This is a genomic window from Methanolobus tindarius DSM 2278, from assembly GCF_000504205.1.
Lineage (GTDB): Archaea > Halobacteriota > Methanosarcinia > Methanosarcinales > Methanosarcinaceae > Methanolobus > Methanolobus tindarius.
Genome location: NZ_AZAJ01000001.1, coordinates 266,467 through 291,147, shown reverse-complemented (window position 1 = coordinate 291,147; position 24,681 = coordinate 266,467). Strand labels below are relative to the sequence as shown.

General features: G+C 41.1%; 26 protein-coding genes. 11 read left to right on the top strand and 15 right to left on the bottom strand.

All coding sequences use genetic code 11. The features are described from left to right. Positions 1-126: 126 nt before the first annotated feature. Complete coding sequence (locus tag METTI_RS01365) at positions 127-585, top strand: adenylyltransferase/cytidyltransferase family protein (protein ID WP_023844016.1); 459 nt, start codon at positions 127-129, stop codon at positions 583-585. A gap of 54 nt (positions 586-639) precedes the next feature. Here the strand turns inward: METTI_RS01365 and METTI_RS01360 are convergent, their stop codons facing one another. From METTI_RS01360 to METTI_RS01305, 12 genes are all read right to left on the bottom strand, one after another. Beyond that, positions 640-1,848, bottom strand: coding sequence for an ISL3 family transposase (locus METTI_RS01360; protein ID WP_023844015.1), 1,209 nt, complete (start codon positions 1,846-1,848; stop codon positions 640-642). A gap of 82 nt (positions 1,849-1,930) precedes the next feature. Next, entirely contained in the window at positions 1,931-3,073 is a 1,143-nt protein-coding gene (locus METTI_RS01355) for a pyridoxal phosphate-dependent aminotransferase (protein WP_023844014.1), read from the bottom strand. A 75-nt stretch (positions 3,074-3,148) separates the two neighbouring features. After that, positions 3,149-3,553 (bottom strand): 6,7-dimethyl-8-ribityllumazine synthase, encoded by a 405-nt coding sequence (gene ribH / locus METTI_RS01350; protein ID WP_023844013.1) that lies wholly within the window; start codon positions 3,551-3,553, stop codon positions 3,149-3,151. A gap of 60 nt (positions 3,554-3,613) precedes the next feature. Then, entirely contained in the window at positions 3,614-4,078 is a 465-nt protein-coding gene (gene ribC, locus METTI_RS01345) for a riboflavin synthase (protein ID WP_023844012.1), read from the bottom strand. A gap of 44 nt (positions 4,079-4,122) precedes the next feature. After that, on the bottom strand, positions 4,123-5,271 hold the full coding sequence (locus METTI_RS01340) for a pyridoxal-phosphate-dependent aminotransferase family protein (protein WP_023844011.1): 1,149 nt from the start codon (positions 5,269-5,271) through the stop codon (positions 4,123-4,125). Between the two features lie 325 nt (positions 5,272-5,596). Then, complete coding sequence (locus METTI_RS01335; protein WP_023844010.1) at positions 5,597-7,066, bottom strand: hypothetical protein; 1,470 nt, start codon at positions 7,064-7,066, stop codon at positions 5,597-5,599. Between the two features lie 172 nt (positions 7,067-7,238). Further along, complete coding sequence (locus tag METTI_RS01330; RefSeq protein ID WP_023844009.1) at positions 7,239-7,955, bottom strand: M50 family metallopeptidase; 717 nt, start codon at positions 7,953-7,955, stop codon at positions 7,239-7,241. 30 nt (positions 7,956-7,985) lie between these two features. After that, positions 7,986-8,543, bottom strand: a complete 558-nt coding sequence (locus METTI_RS01325) for a CBS domain-containing protein (protein WP_023844008.1) — start codon at positions 8,541-8,543, stop codon at positions 7,986-7,988. 115 nt (positions 8,544-8,658) lie between these two features. Beyond that, complete coding sequence (locus tag METTI_RS01320) at positions 8,659-9,120, bottom strand: hypothetical protein (protein ID WP_023844007.1); 462 nt, start codon at positions 9,118-9,120, stop codon at positions 8,659-8,661. 81 nt (positions 9,121-9,201) lie between these two features. Continuing rightward, positions 9,202-10,155: a calcium/sodium antiporter gene (locus tag METTI_RS01315; RefSeq protein ID WP_023844006.1), complete on the bottom strand. Its 954-nt coding sequence runs from the start codon at positions 10,153-10,155 to the stop codon at positions 9,202-9,204. 91 nt (positions 10,156-10,246) lie between these two features. After that, positions 10,247-10,879: a hypothetical protein gene (locus METTI_RS01310; RefSeq protein WP_156916228.1), complete on the bottom strand. Its 633-nt coding sequence runs from the start codon at positions 10,877-10,879 to the stop codon at positions 10,247-10,249. Positions 10,880-11,076: 197 nt separating this feature from the next. Continuing rightward, positions 11,077-11,634, bottom strand: coding sequence for a VIT1/CCC1 transporter family protein (locus tag METTI_RS01305; RefSeq protein ID WP_023844004.1), 558 nt, complete (start codon positions 11,632-11,634; stop codon positions 11,077-11,079). Between the two features lie 139 nt (positions 11,635-11,773). Between METTI_RS01305 and METTI_RS01300 the strand changes: the two genes are divergently transcribed. The 6 genes from METTI_RS01300 (at position 11,774) to METTI_RS01275 (ending at position 17,014) form a co-directional block, all read left to right on the top strand. Beyond that, positions 11,774-12,649, top strand: a complete 876-nt coding sequence (locus METTI_RS01300; protein WP_023844003.1) for a damage-control phosphatase ARMT1 family protein — start codon at positions 11,774-11,776, stop codon at positions 12,647-12,649. Between the two features lie 21 nt (positions 12,650-12,670). Next, positions 12,671-12,856 carry a CooT family nickel-binding protein gene (locus METTI_RS01295; protein WP_023844002.1) on the top strand — a complete coding sequence of 62 codons (186 nt, stop codon included), beginning with the start codon at positions 12,671-12,673 and terminating at the stop codon, positions 12,854-12,856. A 110-nt stretch (positions 12,857-12,966) separates the two neighbouring features. Beyond that, a complete protein-coding gene (locus METTI_RS01290; protein WP_023844000.1) occupies positions 12,967-13,974 on the top strand; it encodes a type II glyceraldehyde-3-phosphate dehydrogenase in 1,008 nt (335 codons plus the stop codon). A 25-nt stretch (positions 13,975-13,999) separates the two neighbouring features. Next, complete coding sequence (locus METTI_RS01285) at positions 14,000-14,827, top strand: bifunctional fructose-bisphosphatase/inositol-phosphate phosphatase (RefSeq protein ID WP_023843999.1); 828 nt, start codon at positions 14,000-14,002, stop codon at positions 14,825-14,827. Beyond that, positions 14,814-15,647, top strand: a complete 834-nt coding sequence (locus METTI_RS01280; RefSeq protein WP_023843998.1) for an NAD(+)/NADH kinase — start codon at positions 14,814-14,816, stop codon at positions 15,645-15,647. Before METTI_RS01285 ends, METTI_RS01280 begins: the two co-directional genes overlap by 14 nt. Before the next feature lie 194 nt (positions 15,648-15,841). Beyond that, the gene (locus METTI_RS01275) at positions 15,842-17,014 is read left to right on the top strand and encodes a homocitrate synthase family protein (RefSeq protein WP_023843997.1); all 1,173 of its coding nucleotides are present in this window, start codon (positions 15,842-15,844) and stop codon (positions 17,012-17,014) included. A 6-nt stretch (positions 17,015-17,020) separates the two neighbouring features. Here the strand turns inward: METTI_RS01275 and METTI_RS01270 are convergent, their stop codons facing one another. The 3 genes from METTI_RS01270 to METTI_RS01260 form a co-directional block, all read right to left on the bottom strand. Continuing rightward, entirely contained in the window at positions 17,021-17,623 is a 603-nt protein-coding gene (locus METTI_RS01270; protein WP_023843996.1) for a TIGR00288 family NYN domain-containing protein, read from the bottom strand. Between the two features lie 230 nt (positions 17,624-17,853). After that, positions 17,854-18,267 (bottom strand): hypothetical protein, encoded by a 414-nt coding sequence (locus METTI_RS01265; RefSeq protein ID WP_023843995.1) that lies wholly within the window; start codon positions 18,265-18,267, stop codon positions 17,854-17,856. Positions 18,268-18,272: 5 nt separating this feature from the next. Continuing rightward, positions 18,273-19,148: a rhomboid family intramembrane serine protease gene (locus METTI_RS01260; RefSeq protein ID WP_023843994.1), complete on the bottom strand. Its 876-nt coding sequence runs from the start codon at positions 19,146-19,148 to the stop codon at positions 18,273-18,275. Between the two features lie 380 nt (positions 19,149-19,528). On the opposite strand from METTI_RS01260, the gene cdhA reads away from it, so the two are divergent. The 4 genes from cdhA to METTI_RS01240 are packed head-to-tail and all read left to right on the top strand — an operon-like array spanning position 19,529 to position 24,662. Beyond that, on the top strand, positions 19,529-21,940 hold the full coding sequence (gene cdhA, locus METTI_RS01255; protein WP_023843993.1) for a CO dehydrogenase/acetyl-CoA synthase complex subunit alpha: 2,412 nt from the start codon (positions 19,529-19,531) through the stop codon (positions 21,938-21,940). Continuing rightward, positions 21,941-22,453: a CO dehydrogenase/acetyl-CoA synthase complex subunit epsilon gene (cdhB, locus tag METTI_RS01250; RefSeq protein WP_023843992.1), complete on the top strand. Its 513-nt coding sequence runs from the start codon at positions 21,941-21,943 to the stop codon at positions 22,451-22,453. A gap of 34 nt (positions 22,454-22,487) precedes the next feature. Further along, entirely contained in the window at positions 22,488-23,897 is a 1,410-nt protein-coding gene (gene cdhC / locus METTI_RS01245; protein WP_023843991.1) for a CO dehydrogenase/CO-methylating acetyl-CoA synthase complex subunit beta, read from the top strand. Between the two features lie 12 nt (positions 23,898-23,909). Beyond that, positions 23,910-24,662, top strand: coding sequence for an ATP-binding protein (locus tag METTI_RS01240; RefSeq protein ID WP_023843990.1), 753 nt, complete (start codon positions 23,910-23,912; stop codon positions 24,660-24,662). Positions 24,663-24,681 lie beyond the last annotated feature (19 nt).

Below are 24,681 nucleotides of genomic sequence, written 5' to 3'. Positions count from 1 at the left end.
ACATTTTGACAATTAAATTATGTGTATATACTATATAAGTTTGTATATAATATTAATTTAGATTATCGCTATATTTTTAGCTGAATATCTTTTTAAAAACTAAAGCTTGAGCTATCTTTATAATAGATGATTGTTTATAGGAGGCAGCATACAGGTGATGTTTTGGTAAAAGTACTTGCAACAGGAACATTCGATCTGCTTCATCCGGGCCATATCCATTATCTTAGCGAAGCAAAAAAACTTGGTGACAAGCTTTACGTTATCGTTGCCAGAGAGTCCATGATAAGACATAAACCAAAACCAATAATACCGGATGAGCAAAGACTGGAAATGGTCAGTTCTCTGAAAATAGTGGATAAAGCTCTTCTAGGTAGTGAATCTGATATTTTTGATCCAATTATGCAAATCAAACCGGATATTATTGCACTTGGATACGATCAGGGTTTCGATGCCCGCCATCTTGAAAAGGAACTTCGTTCCAGAGGTTTTGATTGCAAGGTTGTCAGAATTGAGACATCGCTTAACTGTCTTTTATGCGGCAGTGGGAAAATAGTTAAAAAAGTGCTCGAAAGATATCAGGAATAATCGTTCCTCAAATCATCTTTCAGTAATTATGCAAATAATAAATTAAGGTTCTCTTTAACATCGTGTGGGTAAACGAAGTTTACCCGCCATCAAGAATATCATTGTATTCCTACACTTCTCAGTCTTCAATCCATATGATCTCTTAAAAGCAGTTTTAATTTTGTTGTTCAATCCTTCAACAACACCGTTGCTGATACCTTGTTTGATTGATTCCAATATCCCATGAGAATTTCTTTTAATCATCTTGGCCAATGTGATAATTTCCTTGATGTTGCTATGTGTTCCCCAATAATGCCATTTGTCAAGATATTCCCTCGCTACCTCTATATTTTTTATATCCCACAGACGTTGAAGTCCAAGCTTAAATCTGTAAGCTTTTGCTGTTTTAGTATCCAAATCTTTGATTGATCGAATCTTAGCTATTTCCCTATCCGATAGATTTTCAGGATTTTTCAACCACATGAATCTCGTTTTACCCAGATCTTTATTTGTTTGATACTCCTTTCTTCGAACCTTATCAATTGCATCATTCATCATTTTGACAATATGGAACTTATCGTAAACGATCTTAGCATTTGGGAAATATTCCCTTGCTCCACCCCTAAAAGCAGGATACATGTCCATTGAAATATACTTGATATTATCAGGGTCTATTTTTCTGGAAAGAACTTCCCTGAAGTTCTTGAAAACACTTCTTTTCTTTCCATTTTCAATATGAATTACTCTTGATTGATGTAGATCATAGAACAAGGTCACATAGCTGTGACCTTTTTTGACAGATATTTCATCTACTCCAATAGTATCTAACTCAGAGAGATCCATCTTTGCTCTGGCTTCTTCAACATAATGAGCTAGAATTATCCATACAGAATTTTCATGAATATTGATCAATTCAGCAATTGAAGAAACACTCATTTCTTTGGACATTGCAACGATTAGTGCTTCGAAAAATAATGTAAATCCAGTATTTTGTCTTGTCCATGGAACTTCAACAAGTTTTACATCATCTCCATCACACTTTGTTCGGGGAACTCGTGCATGAATGTATGTTTCATGATGGAAGAAATCAAGGTGTCTCCATACTTTTTCTTTGGTATCATGGAGATCACACAGTTTGTTGCAAACTGGGCAAGGGAACTTCGTTCCCTTGGTAAAATCTAGATAAATATCCATTCTTTTCTTAGAAACATTAAGATCAATGTCTTTCACATACCATGGAGGGGTTATTCCCAGAGCCATTTGAATCAAGAGTTTATCGTCCATCCAATATGGATTGGATGAACAGAATATTAAATTACCCACTCAATCTTGAGGAGATCCTAAATTAATTGAAAAAAGGACAGGATCAGACAAGTGCTGTCTTAATCCTTTCCAGACCTTCCTGTATTCTCTCTATTGATGTGGCGTAGGAAATTCTGATGAAGTTCTTACCACTTTCTCCGAAAGCTGATCCCGGAGTGACTGCTACATGTGCGTCCAGCAGGAGTTTTTCAGCAATGGAATTTCCATCCCCGTACTCGCTGACATCTGCAAATGCATAGAAAGCACCGCCAGGTTTCTGGCACTTGATTCCAATTTCATTCAGGCCATCCACAAGAACATCTCTTCTCATCCTGAACCTTTCAACCATTTCAGCTACAGGTTCCTGTGGTCCTTCAAGCGCTGCAATGCCACCGTACTGTACAAAACTGGTTGCACTGCTTACTGAATGTGACTGGATTTTTAGCATGGGTTTGATAACATCGGATCTCGCATGAACATAACCAAGTCTCCAGCCTGTCATTGCATAGGCTTTTGAGAAACCGTTAACAGTAATGGTTCTGTCCTGCATTCCTTCAAATGAACCTATACTGATATGTTCCTGATCGTAGATTATCTTCTCATATATTTCATCGGAAAGTACAAGGATGTCATTGTCAATGGCAATGTCAGCTATATTTTTGAGTGTCTGCTTATCATAAACAGCACCTGTTGGGTTGCCGGGACTGTTGACTACAATGAGCTTTGTTTTCTCATTGATGTACTCTTCAAGATCAATGGGCTTAAAACCATTTTCAGTGTCAGTTGGAACCCATCTGGTGTTCGCACCTGCAAATTTAATGGCAGGATCGTATGAAACCCATGCAGGATCAAAGAGTATTGCTTCATCATTGTCGTCAAGAACTGACATCATGACTTCAAAAATAGCCTGTTTAGCACCAGGTGTTACGATAATTTCTGAAGTCTTAGCATCCAGTTTATTCTCTGTGCAAAGCTTATTTGCAATAGTTTTTTTCAGTTCGGAGATTCCTGCTCCGGGTGCATAGTGTGTCTCCCCCCTGTACATTGCATCTGCTGCCGCGTCACAAATATGCTTAGGAGTATCAAAATCAGGTTCACCTAAAGTGAAACTGATAACATCAATACCATCCTCTTTCATTTTGTTGGCAGTATTTGCAGCTTTCATCGTTGCTGATTCTTCCACCCTCTTTAACCTTGATGATGCCATGCAATTAACACAACCATTTTTAGTTTTGCACTTTGAAATTCTAAATATAATGTTTTGTAGTTTAACTTTTGATACTTACAGGCGCTGTACAAGCTTGACAGCTGCCTCAACAGCACGCTTTCCGTAATCCACACGCTGGTGTGCTTCCATTCTGGTCATACCGGGTCCTGCAATTCCCAGTGTAACAGGCTTGTTGTATTCCAGTGAAAGATCAGTTATCTTTCTTGCTGCATGCTGAACAACAATTTCATCGTGCTGGGTTGCACCTTCGATGACAATTCCCATGGTGGCAACAGCATCGATGTCATCGCGCTCACAGAGTTTCTTGATAGCCAGTGGCATATCATATACTCCTGGAACCAGGATCTTTTCTACAACCTCTGCTCCGAGGAACTTAGCATGCTCTTCACCAAGCATTTCCATCTGGAATGTAAGATCCCTGTTAAATTCAGCTATTACAAATCCCAATTTTATTGTCATAATAATCACTTAAAGTTTAGATTTAAATTTAATATTAACTTTCTGTTGGTTTCTGTCCTTTTACATCCTTGCAGGACCAACATCTTCAAACCCCTGTCTCTGACCGGTGCCTGCTTCCTTAATCATTTTTTCAGGTCTGCACAGCATTTTAACGACATTAAGTGCATGTTCCCTTGATCTCTGTTCCATGAGGAAAACAAGCTCGTTCTCATCCTTTGCTTCATCCTCATGGACAAAGACCTCTATGATATGGGTGTTTGTCATAAGCTGTGCCTGGATTATTCCGGTGGATGCTTCGTGGGCACAGATTTTGTCCTGTTCTTTACTGCCTGGCATGCCAAGAACCATGACTATATCGCAACCTTGTTCCTCTATGAGCTTCTTAGCAGCAACCGGAAGATCCTTGATACCGGGAACAGTCCTGCGTATAATCTTTGCAGTGGCGTTCTGCTGTATCTCATTTATGGCTGCTTTTCCCATATTGAAGCGTGCAAATGTTGTGTCAACGACTCCTATTGTTGCCATGCTTTACCTGTACTTGCCTGATTATATCCGGATATTTTTTGAAATTAAAGTGTGTTCAGCACTTCTGCTGCTGCTTCAACGCCAGCTCCGAATTCAGAAACAACTCCTCTTTTCACCAGGGTCATTTCAAGTTCCTGTATTGTGAGCATAATGTCCTTTGGCTGGACATTACCCATGCTTCCTATCCTGAAGATCTTGCCGCTAAGATGTGCCTGGCCACCAGCGATGGTGATTCCTTTTGCCATCAGGTCTTTCTTAATATCATTTCCACTTACTCCTTCCGGAGCTTTCATTGCGGATACTGTGTTTGAATAATGACTGTGTTCATCATTAAGCTGTGGGAACATTTCAAGTCCCATTGCATCTGCAGCAGTCCTGATTGCTTTTGCACCTGTTGCGTGGCGTTTGATCCTTGCCTCCATACCTTCCTCCTTTACAATGTGGAGTGCTTCCTGAAGACCAAAGAATAAAGGAACTCCTGGTGTGTATGGTGTCTGCGACTTATCAGCACTCTTTTTGTGTGCTTTAAGATCAAGATAATATGGAAGTGCATCCTTCTCGTTCATTGCTTCAAGTGCTTTTTCACTGACAGAGATCATGGAAAGTCCTGGCGGTGCAGCAAGACATTTCTGTGAACCTACAACAGCAATGTCAACGCCCCAGTCATCTACTTTCACAGTGTCTCCTCCAAGGGTTGTAACACCATCCATAATAAAGAGAGCATCGTACTTCTTTGCGAGTTTTCCTATTTCTTCTGCAGGGTTCTGTATACCTACGGATGTTTCGTTGTGGACAAGAGTGATTGCCTTTGCGCCTTCCTCAAGTTTCTTTTCAACTTCTTCAAGGTTAAAGGAATGTCCCCACTCGTTTTCAAGTGCGTTTACTTTTCCGTACCTTGCAGCAATGTCCTTGAATCTCTCTCCGAATTTACCATTTTCAAGGGCAACTACAACATCATCCTTTCCTACTGTGCATCCCACAGCAGCTTCCATTGCAGCGGTACCTGAGCCGCTTAAAATGAAAATATCATTTTTTGTCTGGAAAACATCGGCAAGAATTTCACGGCAATCATCAAACATTGCTGAGAACTCTGCTCCCCTGTGATTAATCATAGGCTTTGACATTGCCCTGAGAACGCGAGGTGCGACCGGAACCGGTCCTGGCATCATAAGAAGTGTATCTTCAAGATCCATATTAATCTCCTGATTATATTAGTGTTAATGTAATTGAAATATGAAATTTTATTTGCCTGTGGGCATCTTGTCCATGCGGCAACTTTTGCCTGATATGCAACCCTATTATATAAACCTATTATGGACTCTCAGTTCAATTTCTGATTCCATAAAGGATATACATATTTCAGCCAATTCCATTCAGCAAATAACATCATAGAATCTTTGAATTTATAAGAAACATTCGCTTTGCAGGTAATTCAGCAGGATACGATAAAGTAGGGGCGAATAAGGAATAGTTCAAACAAATATTGTGGAATAATTAAAAAAGAGAAATGGAAGAGAATTACTCTTTCCATTCGTAGATGTAGTTTGTTCTGTAGGTTCCTCCATTAGAATAGTAATAAAGTATTCTGAATGAACCTCCAAATGCATCTGCTCCCGGGGCATTTGCCTTGAATGTACCTTCTTTAATATCACCTGTTTGATCGCCCCATCCCATCTTGAAATATGCTCCGTACGTTTCATCTTCAAGGGAATACGAGCTTGAGGTTCCTCTGTCAACAGCTACATCAGCAAAGTCTATACCAATAGAACTTGTATCATAAAGCCCGAGATCGTCTGGTGCTATAAGTTCACCCTCTTTTCTGACATTGATAACGATTTCTTCTTCAGCAGCATAGAAGTCTTCTGGTTCATCACTGATGGTTCTGACCTGTACTGTTTCACCGTGATCTCCGGTGTTACTTGTCCAGACATTACCTCTCTCATAGTCGACATCGTATGAGTAGTAGTCATTTGTGCTGATTACTTTATCTCCGTAATCTTCAACTGTAACAAGGTACCATCCAGGTGTAACGCCTGATGAAGCTGAACTTGTCGCAGTCGTTGATTCTCCTACTCTGGTTCCTGTCCATCCCCCGCTCCATGTTGAACTGTCTGAGCCGTATCTCCAGTTTCCTTCAAATGAATTCCCATCACTGCTGAGTTTAATTTCCACATCACCTGCATCGTTTGGTTCTGCGTATGAAGGGCTTTCAGACCATGTTCCTATGAAGACATCGCCGTTCACAACACCTTCAAGTCTACCTGCATCGTGTGTGTACTCACCATATATCTTGCCGTCTGATTCCCAGAATTCCATGTCACCCCAGTTGGAAGACCATTCACCCACAAAGCTGTGCGATGTGCTTTCGGCTGTGAATCCACTTTGCGGAGCTGGTGTTTCGTCACTTGTACCTGAGCTTCCGAAATCTGCTTTGTGGCTGTCAACAGTTGCACCATCCAGCAAGTCAAATGGTTCTGAGACGGTTGCTCCGTCTATAATTTCAAAGTCTACTGATTCTTCAATACCTGCACCACTAATTACTACTCTGTAATCTCCGAGCGGCCAACCGTCATCCGGTTGTTCAAGAATGAAAGTTCCACGTCCAAAGTCTTCTCCGGTTTCAGACTCGAATGTGTAAATTGAATAATCAGATTCAAGGTAAATCCATTCCACACTTATTGTATCGTAATTGAAGTTGTCATAGATGAACCATGCATACAATTCTTCTGAGTCTTTTGAGTATTTGAGTACTTTATCAACAGGTATGAAGTTTACAGTTGATGAAGTCATCATCACTTCAAGGAGTCTTGGTTCTCCGCTGGCTGTCATGTCACCATATTTTTCAGTAACTGCATCCACTATCTGTTGTTCTTCCTCGGTTGCTCCGAAACTTCCGGGTTTGTAGGAGTCACTGATATCAGTACATCCTGAAAGTGCCACAATGCATATTGTGAGCATTGCTACTAATGCTATTAATTTTGTTTTCATTTTTTCCATCCAGCCTAAAATCTACAATATATTATGATATTATTATATAATTGCATCAATCTCATTGGATTTCTTAATATTTAAATTTATTAGAATTGGACTGAACCTTATAATTAATAATCATGAATGTTAGCATCTATGTTAGACAGGAGAAAATTTACTTGAGCAAATTCTAAAATCTGCTATATCTCATTTTTACCAGCTGCTCTTCTCTGCTTGCATTGCCGTAGATGTATAATGCAATAAGCAGTAACCACAAATCAGTGAATAAACCAAATATTCCCAATAAAACAGCAATTATCTTTCCAATTAAAACGGCTTTTTCTGTTGCTTTAACATAATCCATAAACAATGAAAGAAAAGCCCTTAGTATTCTTCCTCCATCCATTGGGAATGCAGGAATCAGGTTGAAAAGCCCCATGAAAATATTGACGTATCCCAGAATAAAAAGCATCAATAATGTTGTATTTCCTTCTGTAAAGGATGCAGGGTTTAAAATATAATTCAAAACGAGAAGCAATACTCCAAGTATTATGCTTGAAAGTGGTCCTGCGGCTACAATTACCATTACCTTCAATGGCTCCTTAACCTCTCTATTCATGGAAGCGACTCCTCCAAGCAGATGGAGTCTTATCTCTTTAATACTTCCTCCGAATATCAGGCTGAAATATGAGTGTGCAAGTTCATGTACCAGTACGGATACAAAAAGCAGAATTGCAGTCAGCAATGAAAAAGCATATTTCATTATCTCAGGCTGGACACCTGCGAATCCAAATGGCTGTACATATGAAGAAAAGAACCATGCAAATAAAGGCAGTACAATTAGAAATGAAATGTCTATTTTTATAGGTATTCCAATAATTTTCCCAATTTTGTAAGCCTTACTCATTGTTTCCCCTGAATTTGTATATCATTAAACTCATTCACTCAGCAATTTAAGAATATCGTATTTGGTAACAACACCTGCAACCTGCCCTTTTTCCAGTACGAGTACTGCAGGATGTTTCTCAAGCATATAAGATGCGGTCTTAACATCAGTTCCCGGGGAAAGTGTCGGGAAGGAATCTCCCATAATATCACCTATTTTCATATGTGATACCTCAGATGCTTTTTTGTTAGCCATGGACCTGACGATCATCTCTTCAGATATACTGCCAACTGAAATTCCGTCCTTAATTACAGGTATCTGGGAAATATTGTATTTTTCCATGATGCTGACAGCTTTATCAATACTCTCGTTAGGATCAACAGAAATAAGCTCTCTGTTCATGATGTCCCTGAGGTATATGTCCTCTTTTTCGATATCATTAAAAACATCGATTATTTTCCTGAGAGTTGATAACCTGGGATCCACATCTCCTGCTTCTATTCTTGCAATAAGTGGTTGACTTACTCCTGCACGTTTTGCAAGGTCACTCTGCGTCAGGCCGAGATCAATCCTTTTCTGTTTCAGTTCATCTGGGGACGGCAATTGCATAGTTATTACTCATGGTAATTATCCTATTTAAAATCAATTCAGAAAACAATACTGAAGAAAACAGTGAGTTTAAATTAAAAAGTAGAATAAGGATGAGTAAAATGAGGAAACAGGATTATTCTCCCATTCCTCCGGTCATTTCAAAAGTTTCACCGTTCTCGTCCGTCATAGTCATTTTTCCGTCCATGAATTTCATTTCTGACAGGACATTGCCATCCTCATCATAATAAGTCATGATGAAGCTTTCATCATCATCATTAATCGGAGTGTACATCTCCATTTTAGCTACTTCTCCATCTTCGGCGTTTATATCAGCAACCATGTGGCACATTTCTACTCCTTCTATGACTTCAGTACCTACAATTTCCATAACCATGCCTTCACCGGTGTTTGGATTGCTCATTGTGATGGTTGAACCTACAGGGCAGACTTCATCTTCTGAACCTTCTGTGTAGGTAATATCCACATCATTACCTTCTTCATCCTGAACAGTAATTGTCTCTTCTTTATCGCTACATCCGGATACTGCAAGGGACAGTACCAGCAACAAAATGAATATCATAAATTTATTTTTCATAATATACCACCTTTCTATTAGAACTAGCAAGTGTCGTAACTTAAATTTATCGTTTTGTCATTACATTCGTTATTACACTTTTTAGTTGAAAAGAGTGAACAGGCCAGCTATGTAGCCCACATAAACTCCAAGGATAACTCCACCTTCCCATCTTTCCAGTTTTTTCCCTGTGATACCAAAAATTATCAGAATCAGCATCAATGCGATCATTATCGGAAAATCATAATTCAATGACTGTGAAAGTATTGTGAGAGGTCTTATCTGCGAAGATGCTCCAAGGATGAGTGCAATGTCCATTGTATTGGCACCGAGTATGTTTCCTATTGATATGTCCTGATGTCCTTTTAAGGTAGCTGAAACTGCGGTAATTAATTCAGGAAGGGATGTTCCAAGTGCCACCAGTGTAAGAGCTATAATCATTTCAGGAATACCGAGCCATTCTGCAATGGTAATTCCTGCATCAACAAGTATTCTACTGCCGATTACTACCAGTAACGCACCAGTTATGAAAAGAACAATATCTTTTTTTAAGTCACTTAGAGGCACTTTTTCCCTGAGCTCTTCATTACCGTCAAAAACTGCACGTTGAAGACGGAAATTATAATACATGAATCCAACGAACACAAGCAACAGGAGTATCCCGTCAAAAGAGCTTACCACACCATCATATGAAACTGCTAACAACAGCAAGGCAGAACTAATCATGAATCCACCTTTGCGTGTAAAGCCATGAAGTTCTATAGGTATTGCCTTAATGGCAATTACCGTGCCAAGTACAAGTCCTATGTTACAGATTGCAGAACCGACTGCATTTCCTACAGTCATTTCAACGTGATCAAGATAGGCTGCCATGGCAGAAACTGTAAATTCCGGTGCAGTGGTTGCAAAGCTGACAATGGTAGCGCCAATTATTATTTTAGGGATACCGCTTTTTTCAGAAATAGTTACGGCAGATTCCACAAACCAATCTGCTCCTTTTGTGATCATCACAAGGCTTACCAGCAATAATACAACCGTTACAAGCATGAGGGTCATTATATATTTCCATGTGATTTAAACATGAGTGAAAATAGTGATTAACCTGTAAATAAAAAAAGAAAATAAACAATAGCTTATACTATTGTTTTTACTGTTTTTTCCTACTACTAATCAGAGCAAGTCCCATAATGGCAAGCATTGGGGTAGCTATTGTAGGGAATTCCGGTATTTCGGTCTGTGATACAGGAAGTTCATTGTTGCTTTCTTCATTTGTTGCAGGGCCTGTTGAAGTTATAGCTCCCACTGCATCCATGTCAGCACCTTCGTATGAGCTACCAATATTAAGTCCTGTGTAGTCCACAATTTTGACGTAACTGTATTTTTCTCCGTATTTAACTCCCGCAACAGAGTCAATATCAAAGAAGCTTTTTCTGTTTCCGGTTCCTACCCTAATCCATTCATTTCCATCCACACTGATAAATACCTCTACTATTTCCTGGGCAGAAGTTCCGGCTTCATAAACTACCAGATCGTCCTGTTCATCTCCTGAACATGTAAGAGCATTATCTGTAAATTTAAGAACCACAGAACCATAGGCTCCGAGACTCACGGATTTCCTGTCAGGAATTCCAAGTATCCGGCTGATGTTCCCATCTTCTGCACCACCATTTAATTGATATTCCACAATTTCATCTGCAAAAGAAGGGTCTCCTGAGCTAAACTCAACCCCACTGTAGGTTTGCCCTGATACCGTGCTTACCAGCATGCAGGAAATAATCATAGTACCAATTACCAATAACAAATTTTTTCCGTGTTTAATAAGTAACCACCTTCTAGTTTTACTGTGTACCAGAAATTAATTTTGACTGGCAAAAGTGGTTACTGAACTATATTGTTCTTAAGCTTTGCTAAATTATTTTATTATAATTCAAAACAAATCTATGGTTAATTTGATAATATTTTCAAATCCAATATTCATTACTCCAGCCCAAGTACAGTAACCGCAGTTACGATCATTATTCCCAGTCCGACCATGCGCACTGAGTGTTTGATCATGCTCTGCTTTGCAAGTTTTCCAGAGTACACTCCAAGTACTGAGAGCACTGATATACTCAATACCACTGCCACTTCAAGTGAGTATTCGTCCAGAAGAAGGAAAGGAAGTATTGGTACCAATGAGCCGCAGAAACTTGCTCCGCCGTGGAATATGGAATCGCTCCATATTTTCTTTTTAGTTTCTTCTTCTATTTTTGTCCTGTTAAGACTTCGAAGAAGTGGTTTTTCCAGTTCTGCCAGTTTGCCAAACTCCACTGCACTTTCAGCAAGATATGATCCGACTCCGTTTGTGAGTGCCAGGGCAACAGCTCCTCCAAGTGCGGCATTAATTACAATTGCCGGGTCATCTGCCACATGTGATGTACCTATGACAACACCAAGAATAGCCAGTATGCCATCGATACTTCCTAATATAATGTAGCGCCCATGCTCGGTTTTCAATTTAAAACGTTTAAACTTTGAAATACTTTTGTAGTTCATAATTATCTTAAATCCTTATCAGACTATAGATACACACAAAGCTTTTTTTCTTTTTCGGACTATTTCAGGATACTGGCAAGGTTAAGCTTATAGCAGATGATAAAAATACACGACAGACAACTCACACAGGAATGGTCCGATGAAAGTTCACCCAAGATGTTCATATTGCCTGTTATCCCGGGTTCACCAGGAAGCAGAACTGTCAACTGATAACGAAGAGCTGATCCAGAAAGCAATTCTCGGAGGAATAAAAACGCTCAATTCACTCTATGAGCCGGGAATGCCTGCGGCAGAACTATCCACTCCCATGCACAGGAAAGCCTACGAAATTCTGGATGATAATGATCCGTACAAAAGCATGAAAGAACTCAGTAGCAAGACCGCTGAAAGGTTCATGCCTGTAATACGCTCTCATGTTTTCAACGGTGAAGGGGATGATATTGCTACATTTAAACGCGCAGTGCTTGCGGCAGTCATTGGTAACTATTTTGACTACGGTGTAATGGGTCTTGAAGTTCCTATTGATGTTTTCGATGAAACATTTAAGGACCACTTCGAGCGTGGCCTGGACATAGATGATACAGACAGGATGCTGGATAAACTCAGCAATGTTGTCTATCTTGCAGATAACTGTGGTGAGATTCTTATTGACACTCTTGTTTTTGAGATTATTAAAAAAATGGGCGGAAAAATCACTCTTGTTGTAAGGGGTGCACCAATACTCAACGATGTGACCATGGAAGAGATTGAGGAGTTTGGAATTGCAGACAAAGTCGACCGTGTTCTGACAACCGGGTCCAATGCAATAGGTGTTCGCCTTCAGGAAGCTCCTGAGGAACTTAAGGATGCACTGGACAATGCTTCACTTATCATCAGTAAAGGCATGGCAAATTACGAGACCATGTCAGAAGAGAGTTATAGACCAATCGCATATTTACTAAAGGTGAAGTGTGACCCGGTGGGAGAAGATATCGGGGCTCCAAAGGGCTGTTCTGTAGCCCGTTTATTTGAGTAAGCATTTAAAGAGGGAATAAGTATGTGTGAGCTAAAGGTCATCCTCGTTGACGGTGAGAACCGTGATGTAGTTATGGAATCGGTAACAAGACTTGTTGTTGAAGGTGATTCCGTTACAGTCTACGGTATATTTGGAGAGAGCGAGACTGTAAAAGGGTCTGTAAAAGAGATCAATTTTGGAACTGGTGAAGCTACACTTCACAAATGATTTTAATATACATAAAAGACATTGTATATTTAAGTGAATTTAAGATTTCATTCACAATTATTGAGGTACTAATATTAAAATTAAGGACGAAAAGATAGGAAGGAACTAATATGTCAAAAGTAAAAGTTGCAATAAATGGATATGGTACAATTGGTAAACGTGTTGCTGATGCTGTTACCATGCAGGATGACATGGAAATAATAGGCATTGCAAAGACAAGACCAAATTATGAGGCTTTCGTTGCACATGACAAGGGTTACAATGTCTATACCTTAGCTGACAGGGTAGATGATATGAAGAAGGCAGGAATTCCTGCTGCAGGTTCAATCGATGACATGATCGCAGAAGCAGATGTCGTTGTTGACTGTACTCCAGGTGGAATCGGTGAAAAGAACAAGGCTCTTTATGAGAAAGCAGGCGTTAAGGCAATGTGGCAGGGCGGCGAGAAACATGAACTTGCAGGTTGCTCATTTAATGCTGAAGCTAATTATGAAGAAGCACTCGGCAGGGATTTTGTAAGAGTTGTTTCCTGTAACACAACAGGTCTGTGCAGGGTAATCTATCCTCTTGATCAGGAATATGGTGTAAAGAAGGTAAGAGTAACACTCATGAGAAGGTCTGCAGATCCAAATGATGTAAAGAACGGTCCTATTAATGCTATTGTTCCAAACCCAATCAAGCTCCCTTCACACCACGGTCCGGATGTAAAGTCCGTAATTCCACACATCAATATCACATCAACAGCTGTAAAGCTTCCAACAACGCTTATGCACCTGCATACTCTGAACATCGAGATGGAAAAGGACTGCAGTACTGAAGATGTGAAGGCACTTCTTGCAAAACAGCCACGTGTAAGGATGATTGGACAGGGCATTGGTTCTACTGCTGAAATCATGGAGCTTGGAAAGGATATGGGACGTCCAAGAGGCGACATGTGGGAGAACTGTATCTGGGAAGAATCTGTTACGATGTATGAAGGTGAACTGTACTTCTTCCAGGCAATCCACCAGGAGTCTGACGTAATTCCAGAGAATGTCGATGCTATTCGTGCATTGACAGAGATCGAGACAGACGGTACCAAGTCCATAGCAAAGACCAACAAGGCAATGGGACTTTAATTTCGTCACTACTTTAGCAGATTACATGCACTCCGGCAATGAATTCCTGGAACTGAGTGAAAGGATAGCAAAAGCAGTGCATGTGTCTGTCAGGGGTATTGTCGGCACAGATGAGGCCGGCAAGATCCTTTACATGGGTGCCGATGGTACACCTACGAAACTCATTGATGACGTTTCGGAAAAAGCTATTTTTGAAGTTCTGGGAAAGGAAGACAGTCCTTTCAGAATTATCAGTGAAGAGGCCGGGGAAAAGATTGTAGGTCATTCTCCAGAGCTTCCTGATTTGACACTTATAATCGATCCGATAGACGGTACGTACAATGCCGTGCAGGGTATTCCTTTTTATAGTATTTCACTTGCCATAGCTTCAACTGACCTTAATGATATAATATTCGGGTATGTCCGAAACCTTGCCAATGGGGATACATTTTATGCAGAACATGGTAAAGGGGCTTATTTCAATGGGACAAAACTGAAAACATCCGATAATTCTGATATTCGGAAATTCTGTGTCAGTGTTTATGGTTACAGGCAAAATATTTCTGCTGCATCATGCCTTTCCGGGAACGTGAGGCGAATCAGGTCACTGGGTAGTGTGGCACTTGAGTTGTGTTATGTTGCAGCAGGAAAAATTGATGCTTTTGCAGATGTCAGGGGTACCATGCGTATGACTGATATTGCGGCCGGTAAACTCATGATAGAGGAAGCCGGTGGAATTGTCACCGATGGGAACGGTTACCCTTTAAAGTTAGAAAACCAATTATTAAGCAGGGTTTGCGTGATAGCATCCAACGGACTTGCACATGATAGTATCTTAAAGCTTTCAACAGGGATAACAAATGAAGGTAAGTAAAATAGGTATTGTATCGCGATTTGACCAGCAGGATGCTCTTGATATGGTCAGGAAGATCTATGATGAGTTTAACTCAAAAGTGGAGATCTTCTTTTCACCAAAAACCGGTCAGCATCTGGGTATAACTGATAATTGTCTTCCGGTTGAGCAGATGCGGAATGCAGGTGTACAGCTTATCATCTCAGTTGGTGGTGATGGTACAGTGCTCCGCAACATTTCAAAGATGGAAGATCCTCTCCCGGTTCTGGGCATAAATCTGGGTACACTGGGTTTTCTGGTGGATGTTCCTCCTGAAGATGCTATTAAAGACATTGCTGATGTTCTTAAAGGTTTTAGTTACACGGAGCGTTCACGCCTGAGTGTTTATTTGAACGGTAAAAGGTTACAGGATGCAACAAATGAGATCGTTCTCATAACAGCAAGACCGGCAAAGATTCTTACTTTCAGGATTGCAGTTGATGAATCGGAAATTGAGGATATGAGGGCTGATGGTATTGTAGTTGCAACACCAACAGGTTCAACGGCTTATGCAATGAGTGCAGGAGGGCCAATTGTAGATCCACGTGTGGATGCATCAATAATTGTGCCAATTGCACCTTTTAAGCTTTCAGCAAGACCCTGGATAGTACCCGGTAACAGCAGTATTAAAGTTGAGATGACAATTCCTGAAAAGGAAGCTGCACTGGTAATTGATGGCCAGCATTCCTACAACATGGTGGAGAATGATCTTGTTACGGTTACAAGGGCTGAGAATCCTGCAAGGTTTGTGAGCAGCTCTATTAACGGGTTCTATGAAAAGGTGCAGAGTAAACTATCATGAGGTTTAAGATTGCGCAACCTTTAATGTGATTCCTGGTTTAAATGAAAATACACAAAATCAGCATAAAATTGCCTTCTAATTTCTTAATAAACATTGCTCTTGAACATTTGTGGAAAAAGAAGAAATTATCTTAAAAAACCTAACAGTTATATAATGGAACTGGAAATTGACCAGCAATCAAAGGAGTCAGATGCATGTCAGAAAATAAAGATTACTCAAGAAACAAGCTTATGGATTATTTGAACTTGCCACCTCTTGATATTGAGATATGTGATGTGACACTCAGGGACGGTGAGCAGACACCGGGAGTGGTCTTTACAAGGGAGGAAAAAATTGCCCTTGCTACAAAGCTTGACTCAGTTGGCGTTGATATTATAGAAGCAGGCTTCCCTGTTGTCTCAGCTGGTGAGAAAGAAATAGTCAAGGAAATAGCCAATATGGGTCTTAATTCCAGGACATGCTGTCTTTCAAGATCAAGGGTAAGTGATGTTGAAGTTGCTGTTGACTGTGATGTTGATTTTATCAGTATATTTATTGCAATGTCAGATCTTCACCTGAAACATAAATACCATAAAAGCTGCGAGGAAATGTTCTCTGCTGCAATGGAAGCTGTCCAGTATGCAAAGGACCATGGTGTTGGTGTGAGATTTGCAGCGGAAGACGGTACAAGAACTGATATTGAAGTTCTTAAAAAGGCATTCAAGGCCGCCGAAGAATACAAAGTTGATTATGTGAGTATTGCAGATACCATTGGTATTCTCAATCCCAGCAGTACATATTATCTTGTTAGTGAAATCAAAAAAGCTGTAAATACTCCTATCTGTATCCACTGTCACAATGATCTTGGAATGGCAACTGCAAATACTCTTGCTGCAGCGGAGGCGGGTGCAAAGCAGCTTCATACAACTGTAAATTCGATTGGTGAGCGTGCAGGTAATGCTTCGCTTGAAGAAGTTCTGGTTGCACTCAGGGTACAGTATGGAATTGACAGGTATGATACTACTAAACTGACAGAGCTGTCAGAAATGGTGAACCAGTATTCCGGGCTTAAACCTTCGGTTACCAAGGCGATTGTTGGTGAACATGCATTTTCACATGAATCAGGCATTCATGTTTGCGCTATTCTTGAAGAACCACGTACTTATGAACTGTTCAGTCCTGAAATGGTAGGTGGAAAACGCCATCTTATAGTGGGCAAACACACAGGTATGAAAGCCCTGAAAGGTATTGTTGAAGAAATGGGGCATACGCTTTCCAATGAGGAACTTACCGCACTTCTTGACAGGATTAAGAACTGTACTGAAACCAAGCATGGAATTTCCCCTTCCAGGCTGGAAACTATGATCAATGAAACTAAAAATCAGTAAAAAGCATTAATAGTCAATTAATGCTTCATTTTTTCTACGGGAATTCTGGCCGACATCATTGTTGTTGTTGTTAAACTCAATGTCGTCATCATCTTCATCCTCAAAATGTGAATCATCGTAATAATTCATTTCGTCGTTTTCCAGTAAGATGACATAATCAGCTGAATTTCTAAGAGCAGTGGAAAATCCCGGTTCAACGCCAAAAATGATTGTTTCTTTTCCATGTTCGTTGGCTTTGTTCAGAAGAGGTTTGAAATCTGCGTCCCTTGTTACAAGTGCCATTGTGTCAATAGTGGGATTGTAGACGAGTTCCATTCCTTCTACAGCAAGCCTTACGTCCACATCGCTTGAACATATGATTGGTTCAAATCCGTTGTTCTCAATTGCTTCCACAAGTTTGTCAGATGCGTACTGGTTCAGGAATACTCTCCCGATTTTAACATTTCCGTATTCTTTCAGTACATCCCTGATCTCTTCTAGATTTACGTTGAACTCCTTTCGGAGCACGTTAGGACCGTCAACAAGAAGCCCGATACTTCTTCTTCCGGTTTCCTTTTTTGTACTAAGATATTTGACTATTGAATTAAGTCCGGTTTTAACATTGGCCATGATGCCTCGCTATAATTGTAATATGAATGATTATGAGTAATGCTCGTTATCGGAAGATCATTTTCCGATAATTTATGGTAATATATATCAGGACGATATTGGTAATTTATAACTGTTAATAATGGGGATAACATCTAATAGAATATAATAATTACTGATGTGGCCATATGATGGCACTGTTGAATATAAGTTTACTAAAGTGTTATCCGCTTTGCAGCAAGAGGCAGATCTTAATTATCTATAATCTCCGCCAGATAATGCTTTTTGATACTTGACCGCGACCTTCTTTCATCACCAAGGATGAAGCAGTTTACAAACCTCCCACTCATTCTTTTTCTTGTAAAAAGAATTTCACCGCCATCTTTTATAAACGTATCCATCACTTCTTCAAACTGGGCTTTTTCCATATCAGAAAGTTCAATAAGACTTTCACCATCCAGAAGCCAGTTGTAGACTCTGAGCAGGTGGACTTCCCTCACTCTTTTCAGGCCATCGGTATCTTTAAAATCATCTACATATACAGATCTTTTAAGTTCAGGTGACCAACCGGCAAGCTTTTCCTGCATGTCAATAAATTGAATGGGTATTGTCTCACCTTCTTCAGGTCTTGGAAAAACCTTGGCAAGGTGTGAGGCTGCAGCCAACAGTATCACCTTCTGTAATATGTATCATTGTAGTTATATCGATTTTGCGCTCTCTTTATCCTGCTTCCCATGAGAAGTCCCACAAGGGCTCCACTAAGATGTGCCGTGTGAGCAACCATGTCATTTGACCCAAGCAGGAAAAAGTCAAGGAGTATGAATAACACCAGTGCATGTGTGATTTGCATTGGTATGAAATATACATAGACTCTGATATCAGGTGCTATTATTGCAAGAGCGGCGAATATTCCCATTATTGCACCGCTAGCTCCAACAACAGGCACATATTGTGTATTGCTTGAGAATGTTGTCATTGAATATGCTATAGCAGCTACTAAGCCCGCTGTAAAATAAACATAAGTGAATATCTTTTTGCCGGCTCTCCTTTCGAGTTCAGGCCCGAAGAAAAATAACACAAGCATGTTAAATAAAAGATGTGTAAAACCTGAATGAACAAACATATGAGTTACTAAAGTCCACAAATGTTTCCCTTGAATTATTAGGTTTGGAACTAACCACATTGCTTCTTTATATCCTGGGATTATTTGCAATATGAATGAGAATATACATAGATATATAATGGCCATTGCAGGACTGTTTTTCATGGAATACTTTATATTACTTCCAACTCCTCTGACTGCGCTCCTGGCCGCATATTTAGCAGTGCTTTTTAAAGCATCCTTAAATATGTCATCAGTACTGTCAGTTCCATAAGCAGAACTTCCGTTGCTATATCCTTCTTTTTTTAACTGTTCAAGGCCTTCGCATGCATGTTGCTCAGGTAGTCTGTGTCTTGAACAAAATGTTTTTCCGCAAAAACGACATTTAAAGGGTATTGCCTCTTCCTTGCCACATATCCAGCATTTTTTGTCCAAATGATTCACCGTGATTAAATGCTCCTTTATGGTAGAACGGCATTAAATAAAACCATTTCCTAAAAATACGCGATAGTAGGGCATCGGTATGTCAAGAATAATCGTGACAGTTATCGGAACACTTATATGTTAAAATCGTATATTGTTGTCACTTATTACTCATATGTACGTATATATCTTTTTGACCGGACTCATGATGTGAAACATTGAATGAATGGTAACAAATAATCATGATAGATTCCGGAAACTTTTTTATAGGGGATGGTGTTATTAGAACATCCTACACTACAGTTTCAAAAATATTACGAATTTAGAGATAATTCATAATAAATCATAAAATAGTGTTTTTTAGTAGCACTTCGACATCTACAAAGGAGGACAAAACAAACATGAGCGACTTAGAAGCTGGACAATTTTCTATTGATGATTTGGAAAATGTTCAGATTACAATCGGTAAGATCGTAGGTGCCATTGAGAAAAAGGCAAAAGAAGAAGGGGTTGAGGTAGGTCCAACTCCAAAGCCGGGCATCTCAGGTCTGAGAGACTGGGACTACACACTTCTGTCCCGTTACCAGCCAGTTTACACACCAGTCTGTGACCAGTGTTGTTACTGTACCTTTGGTAAATGTGACCTTTCAAACAACAAGGAAGGTGCATGTGGTATCAACATGGAAGCACACCAGGCACGTGAGACACTTCTCAGGGTAATTACCGGTGCTGCAGCACACGCAGGACACGGACGTCACATCCTTCACCACCTGATTCATCTTTATGGTGAGGACAAGCCAATAGAAGTTGGTCCATCAAACCTGATTGCACCAAATACACAGGCTGTAACAGGTATTAAGCCAGAGACGCTTGGTGACCTTGAAGAAGTAATGGACTATGTTGAGGAACAGCTCACACAGTTGCTCGCAACCATCCACGCAGGTCAGGAAGGAGCAGCAATCGATTTCGAGTCAAAGATTCTCCACGGTGGTATGCTTGACCACGTAGGTATGGAAGTATCCGACCTTGCACAGATATCATGTCTTGGAATGCCAAAGTCAGATCCTGAGGCTCCCCTTGTAGAGATTGGAATGGGTTGCATTGACTCAAGCAAACCGGTGCTTGTTGTTATCGGTCACAATGTAGCAGGTGTTACTAACATTATGGATTACATACACGACCACGGTCTTGAAGACAAGATGGAGCTTGCAGGACTTTGCTGTACTGCAATTGACATGACACGTTACCAGACAGACCAGGGCCAGAAACCACAGGCTAAGGTCATCGGTACCCTTGCAAAGGAACTCAAGATGATAAGGTCCGGTGTGCCTGATGTTATTGTTGTTGACGAACAGTGTGTCAGGGCAGATGTCCTTGATGAGGCAAAGAAGCTCTCTATCCCTGTAATTACTACTAACGAAAAGATCATGTACGGTCTGCGCAACAGGTCAAACGACAGCGCTGCAAACATCATTGAAGATCTCTCAACCTTCAAGGAACCAGGAGCACTCATTCTTGACTTCGATGTACTCGGAGAAGTTGCACCTGAACTTGCTATCAAGATGTCAAAGATACGCGAGGAAATGGGTATCAAGGCACTTCCAGGCGATGACGAACTTCAGGAACTTTCCGCAAAGTGTGTCCAGTGTGGCGCTTGTGAGATGGATTGTCCTGACAACCTCCCGATCATGGAGGCAATGAGAGCAGGTGTTGACAAGGACTTCAGCAAGTTTGAGTACCTGCATGACAAGTGTATTGCCTGCGGACGCTGTGACCAGGCATGTCCAAAGGATATTCCTGTACTTAATATGATAGAGAAGGCATCCCAGAAACTCATCCGTGAGGAGAAGGGCCTCATGCGTGCAGGAAGAGGTCAGATTAGTGACCCTGAAATCCGTGAGGAAGGTGTCAACCTTGTACTGGGAACAACACCTGGTATTGTTGCAATGGTAGGGTGTTCCAACTACCCTGATGGTACAAGAGACCTTTACACAGTAGCAGATGAGATGCTCAAAAGAAACTACATCGTTGTAATGTCAGGATGTTCTGCAATGGACCTTGGTATGTACAAGAACGAAGACGGTGAGACTCTCTATGAGAAGTATCCTGCAAAGTTCCTTGCTGGTAACCTCATTAACGTAGGTTCATGTGTTTCAAACTCACACATCACAGGAACAGCAATTAAGGTAGCTGCTATTTTTGCTCAGAGGAACGTTTCAGGTAACTACGAAGAAATTGCTGATTACATCACAAACCGTATCGGTGCTGTTGGTGTTGCATGGGGAGCATACTCCCAGAAGGCAGCATCCATTGCATCAGGATGTAACAGACTCGGTATTCCTGTAGTAGTTGGACCACACGGTTCCAAGTACAGAAGAGCTCTTATTGGTAAACCTTACCAGGAAGATGACTGGAAGGTATACGATGCAAGAGACGGTTCAGAGATGCCAATTCCTGCAGCACCAGAGTTCTTGCTTACAACAGCAGAATCCATTGAAGAATTACTTCCAATGCTTGCAAAGAACTGTATCCGTCCATCCGACAACAACATGGGTAGGATGATCAAACTCACTCACTACATGGAACTCAGCCAGAAGTATCTTGGTCACAGACCAGATGACTGGTACAAGTTCGTAAGGACAGAGACAGACCTTCCGCTTGCAAAGCGTGAAGAGCTTCTTAAGATCCTTGAGGCAGACCATGGATGGGAGATTGACTGGAAGCGTAAGAAGATCCTTTCAGGACCAACAATGAAATCCGATGTTTCATCCCAGCCTACAAATGTAAAGAGACTCTGCAAGGGGGAATGCTAAATGGTGGACACAACTAAAAACACCCAGATATATGCAACATGGGGTCGAAATGTAGCAAAACCTGTCAACCCAAATGTTGCAGGAAAGCTTATTACCAAGGCTAAGAGACCTCTTATGGTAGTAGGATCTGAGATCCTGAAAGATGAGAAACTTGTTGAGAAAACAATTGCAATTGCAAGAAAAGGTGTTCCGGTAGCAGCTACCGGACATTCCATCACTGCACTTGTTGACAAGGATATCGGTGCAAAATATATCAATGTCCACTCACTTGGTCACTTCCTTGGTGACAAGAACTGGGGCGGTCTTGACGGGCAGGGTTCCTATGATACAATTCTTTTTATCGGTCACAAGAAGTACTATCTTAATCAGGTACTTGCCGGTATCAAGAACTTCACAGATCTGAAGACCATAGCTATCGAGAGAAATTTCATGCAGAATGCAACACTGTCTTTCGGAAATCTTAAACCGGAAGTATACCTCGAGGCGCTTGACGAATTTATTGATAATTTATAATTTAACTTTAAGGTGACAATACGGAGAACTAATCATGGCAGATGAATTCCCTTTTGAAATATCTCCTATGTTTGAAGGAGAGAGGATTAGAAAAGACGGTATGCACGTGGAACTCGGTGGACCTAAATCCAAAGGATTTGAGCTTGTAAGAGCAGCTGAGATGAGCGAAGTTGAGGATAACAAGTTCACACTTATCGGTCCGGACCTTTCAGACATGGAAGAAGGTTCAAGATATCCTCTTGCAATGGTCTACAAGATCGCAGGAGAACTTGTAGAAGCAGATCTTGAGTCAATTGTTGAAAGAAGGAACCACGAATTCCAGAACTATATACAGGGTTTCATGCACCTTAACCAGAGAGACGATGTCTGGATGAGGGTAAGCAAGGACGCTGTTGCAAAGGGCATGACATCCTTCGAGTCCGTTGCAAAGGCTATTATGATGCTCTTTAAGAACGAGCTTCCATTCATAGAGGCTGTAGAGGCTATCTACATCACAGATGAAGCTGAGATCGACAAGGAGATCGATAACGCAAGAGCAGTCTACAAGGCAAGGGATGAAAGGACCCGTGACCTTCATGATGAGGATGTCGACACATTCTACGGATGTACTCTCTGTGCATCATTCGCTCCTACCAATGTTTGTGTAGTTACCCCTGACAGGATCTCACTATGTGGTGCTATCAACTGGTTCGATGGAAGGGCAGCTGCAAAGGTAGATCCTGAAGGTCCTCAGTTTGCAATTCCAAAGGGAGATGTCATTGACGCAGAATCCGGAGAATACACCGGTGTCAATGAAGCAGCAAAGAGACTTTCAAGCGGTGAATACGACCGTATAAAGCTCCACTCATTCTTTGAATACCCACACACATCCTGTGGATGCTTCGAAGTAGTAGGTTTCTACATACCAGAAGTAGACGGTATCGGATGGGTAGACAGGGACTTTGCAGGTACAGCACCAAATGGTCTCCAGTTCTCAACCATGGCAGGACAGACCGGTGGAGGTAAGCAGGTAGTAGGTTTCCTTGGAATCGGTGTTAATTACTTCCGTTCACCAAAGTTCATCGAAGCTGATGGTGGCTGGGACAGAGTTGTATGGATGCCAAAGATGCTCAAGGACAAGGTACTTAACGATATTCCTGAAGAGATGCGTGACATGGTTGCAACCGAAGAGGATGCGGCAGATGTAGAGAGTCTCAGAAACTTCCTCAAGGAAAAGAATCACCCAATTCTTGAGAGATGGGTAGAGGAAGAAGAGGAAGCACCGGAAGAGGAAGAAGCAGCTGAATCAGCTCCACAGGCTGGATTTGCACCACAGATGCAGATGCCAACCAACTTCATGCCTTCCATGCCAATGATGAGCGGCGGTGGATCCGGCGGTGTTAAGATCGTCCTTAAGAATGCAAAAGTAAGCATTGAGAAAGTTATCATTAAGAAACAGGACTAAGAGAGGTCTTCTGTGGCTAAGATAATTGCAGTGACAGGTAAAGGCGGAACAGGGAAGACGGCAACGACCAGTCTTCTCATTCGTCAACTTACAAAGGGTGACAAGGTAGTCCTTGCCGTTGATGCGGACCCTGATACCAATCTCCCGGAAACTCTCGGGTGTGATACCACCAAAACAATTGGTGACATAAAAGAGTACATGCATGAGGAACGTGATAACCTTCCTCCTGACATCAACAAGGAATCCATACTGGAAGGAAAACTCTATGAGATCCTTGAAGAGATGCCAGGATATGACCTGCTGGTCATGGGAAGGCCTGAAGGTTCAGGATGTTACTGTTATGTCAACAACCTGCTTCGTGGTATCATGAACAAGCTTGTAACAAACTATGACGTACTCATCATCGATGCTGAAGCCGGTCTGGAACATTTCAGCAGGAAAATCTTCAGGAACGTAGATGATCTTGTGGTTGTTACAGATGGTTCACGCAGGGGTCTTAGGACTGCTGAGCGTATCAGGGAACTTGTTAACGAGCTGGAAACCGATGTTTCCAACATTTACGTTATTGCAAATAAGGTCACAGATGCAAACCGTGAGAGGATCTCCAGTACTGCTGAAGAACTCGGTCTTGAATTAATAGGAATGATCCCTGTGGATGAGATGATCGTGGAAAGAGATCTCGCCGGGGAACCTTTATTTGATCTTCCTGACGATTCCGTTGCAGTACAGGAAGTTGAGAAGATCGCTCAGAAACTTGGTTTGTAACAAATTTATCATTAGGTGG

Bases quoted from the DNA above. Each gene is read 5' to 3' on its own strand.
- METTI_RS01330 (WP_023844009.1), bottom strand. From the start codon at position 7,955: ATGAGTAAGGCTTACAAAATTGGGAAAATTATTGGAATACCTATAAAA.
- ribC (WP_023844012.1), bottom strand. From the start codon at position 4,078: ATGGCAACAATAGGAGTCGTTGACACAACATTTGCACGCTTCAATATG.
- METTI_RS01320 (WP_023844007.1), bottom strand. From the start codon at position 9,120: ATGAAAAATAAATTTATGATATTCATTTTGTTGCTGGTACTGTCCCTT.
- METTI_RS01295 (WP_023844002.1), top strand. From the start codon at position 12,671: ATGTGTGAGCTAAAGGTCATCCTCGTTGACGGTGAGAACCGTGATGTA.
- METTI_RS01275 (WP_023843997.1), top strand. From the start codon at position 15,842: ATGTCAGAAAATAAAGATTACTCAAGAAACAAGCTTATGGATTATTTG.
- METTI_RS01355 (WP_023844014.1), bottom strand. From the start codon at position 3,073: ATGGCATCATCAAGGTTAAAGAGGGTGGAAGAATCAGCAACGATGAAA.
- METTI_RS01325 (WP_023844008.1), bottom strand. From the start codon at position 8,543: ATGCAATTGCCGTCCCCAGATGAACTGAAACAGAAAAGGATTGATCTC.
- ribH (WP_023844013.1), bottom strand. From the start codon at position 3,553: ATGACAATAAAATTGGGATTTGTAATAGCTGAATTTAACAGGGATCTT.
- cdhC (WP_023843991.1), top strand. From the start codon at position 22,488: ATGGCAGATGAATTCCCTTTTGAAATATCTCCTATGTTTGAAGGAGAG.
- METTI_RS01340 (WP_023844011.1), bottom strand. From the start codon at position 5,271: ATGGATCTTGAAGATACACTTCTTATGATGCCAGGACCGGTTCCGGTC.
- METTI_RS01270 (WP_023843996.1), bottom strand. From the start codon at position 17,623: ATGGCCAATGTTAAAACCGGACTTAATTCAATAGTCAAATATCTTAGT.
- METTI_RS01285 (WP_023843999.1), top strand. From the start codon at position 14,000: ATGCACTCCGGCAATGAATTCCTGGAACTGAGTGAAAGGATAGCAAAA.
- METTI_RS01305 (WP_023844004.1), bottom strand. From the start codon at position 11,634: ATGAACTACAAAAGTATTTCAAAGTTTAAACGTTTTAAATTGAAAACC.
- METTI_RS01365 (WP_023844016.1), top strand. From the start codon at position 127: ATGATTGTTTATAGGAGGCAGCATACAGGTGATGTTTTGGTAAAAGTA.
- METTI_RS01280 (WP_023843998.1), top strand. From the start codon at position 14,814: ATGAAGGTAAGTAAAATAGGTATTGTATCGCGATTTGACCAGCAGGAT.
- METTI_RS01360 (WP_023844015.1), bottom strand. From the start codon at position 1,848: ATGGACGATAAACTCTTGATTCAAATGGCTCTGGGAATAACCCCTCCA.
- cdhB (WP_023843992.1), top strand. From the start codon at position 21,941: ATGGTGGACACAACTAAAAACACCCAGATATATGCAACATGGGGTCGA.
- METTI_RS01315 (WP_023844006.1), bottom strand. From the start codon at position 10,155: ATGACCCTCATGCTTGTAACGGTTGTATTATTGCTGGTAAGCCTTGTG.
- METTI_RS01335 (WP_023844010.1), bottom strand. From the start codon at position 7,066: ATGAAAACAAAATTAATAGCATTAGTAGCAATGCTCACAATATGCATT.
- METTI_RS01310 (WP_156916228.1), bottom strand. From the start codon at position 10,879: ATGATTATTTCCTGCATGCTGGTAAGCACGGTATCAGGGCAAACCTAC.
- METTI_RS01290 (WP_023844000.1), top strand. From the start codon at position 12,967: ATGTCAAAAGTAAAAGTTGCAATAAATGGATATGGTACAATTGGTAAA.
- cdhA (WP_023843993.1), top strand. From the start codon at position 19,529: ATGAGCGACTTAGAAGCTGGACAATTTTCTATTGATGATTTGGAAAAT.
- METTI_RS01300 (WP_023844003.1), top strand. From the start codon at position 11,774: ATGAAAGTTCACCCAAGATGTTCATATTGCCTGTTATCCCGGGTTCAC.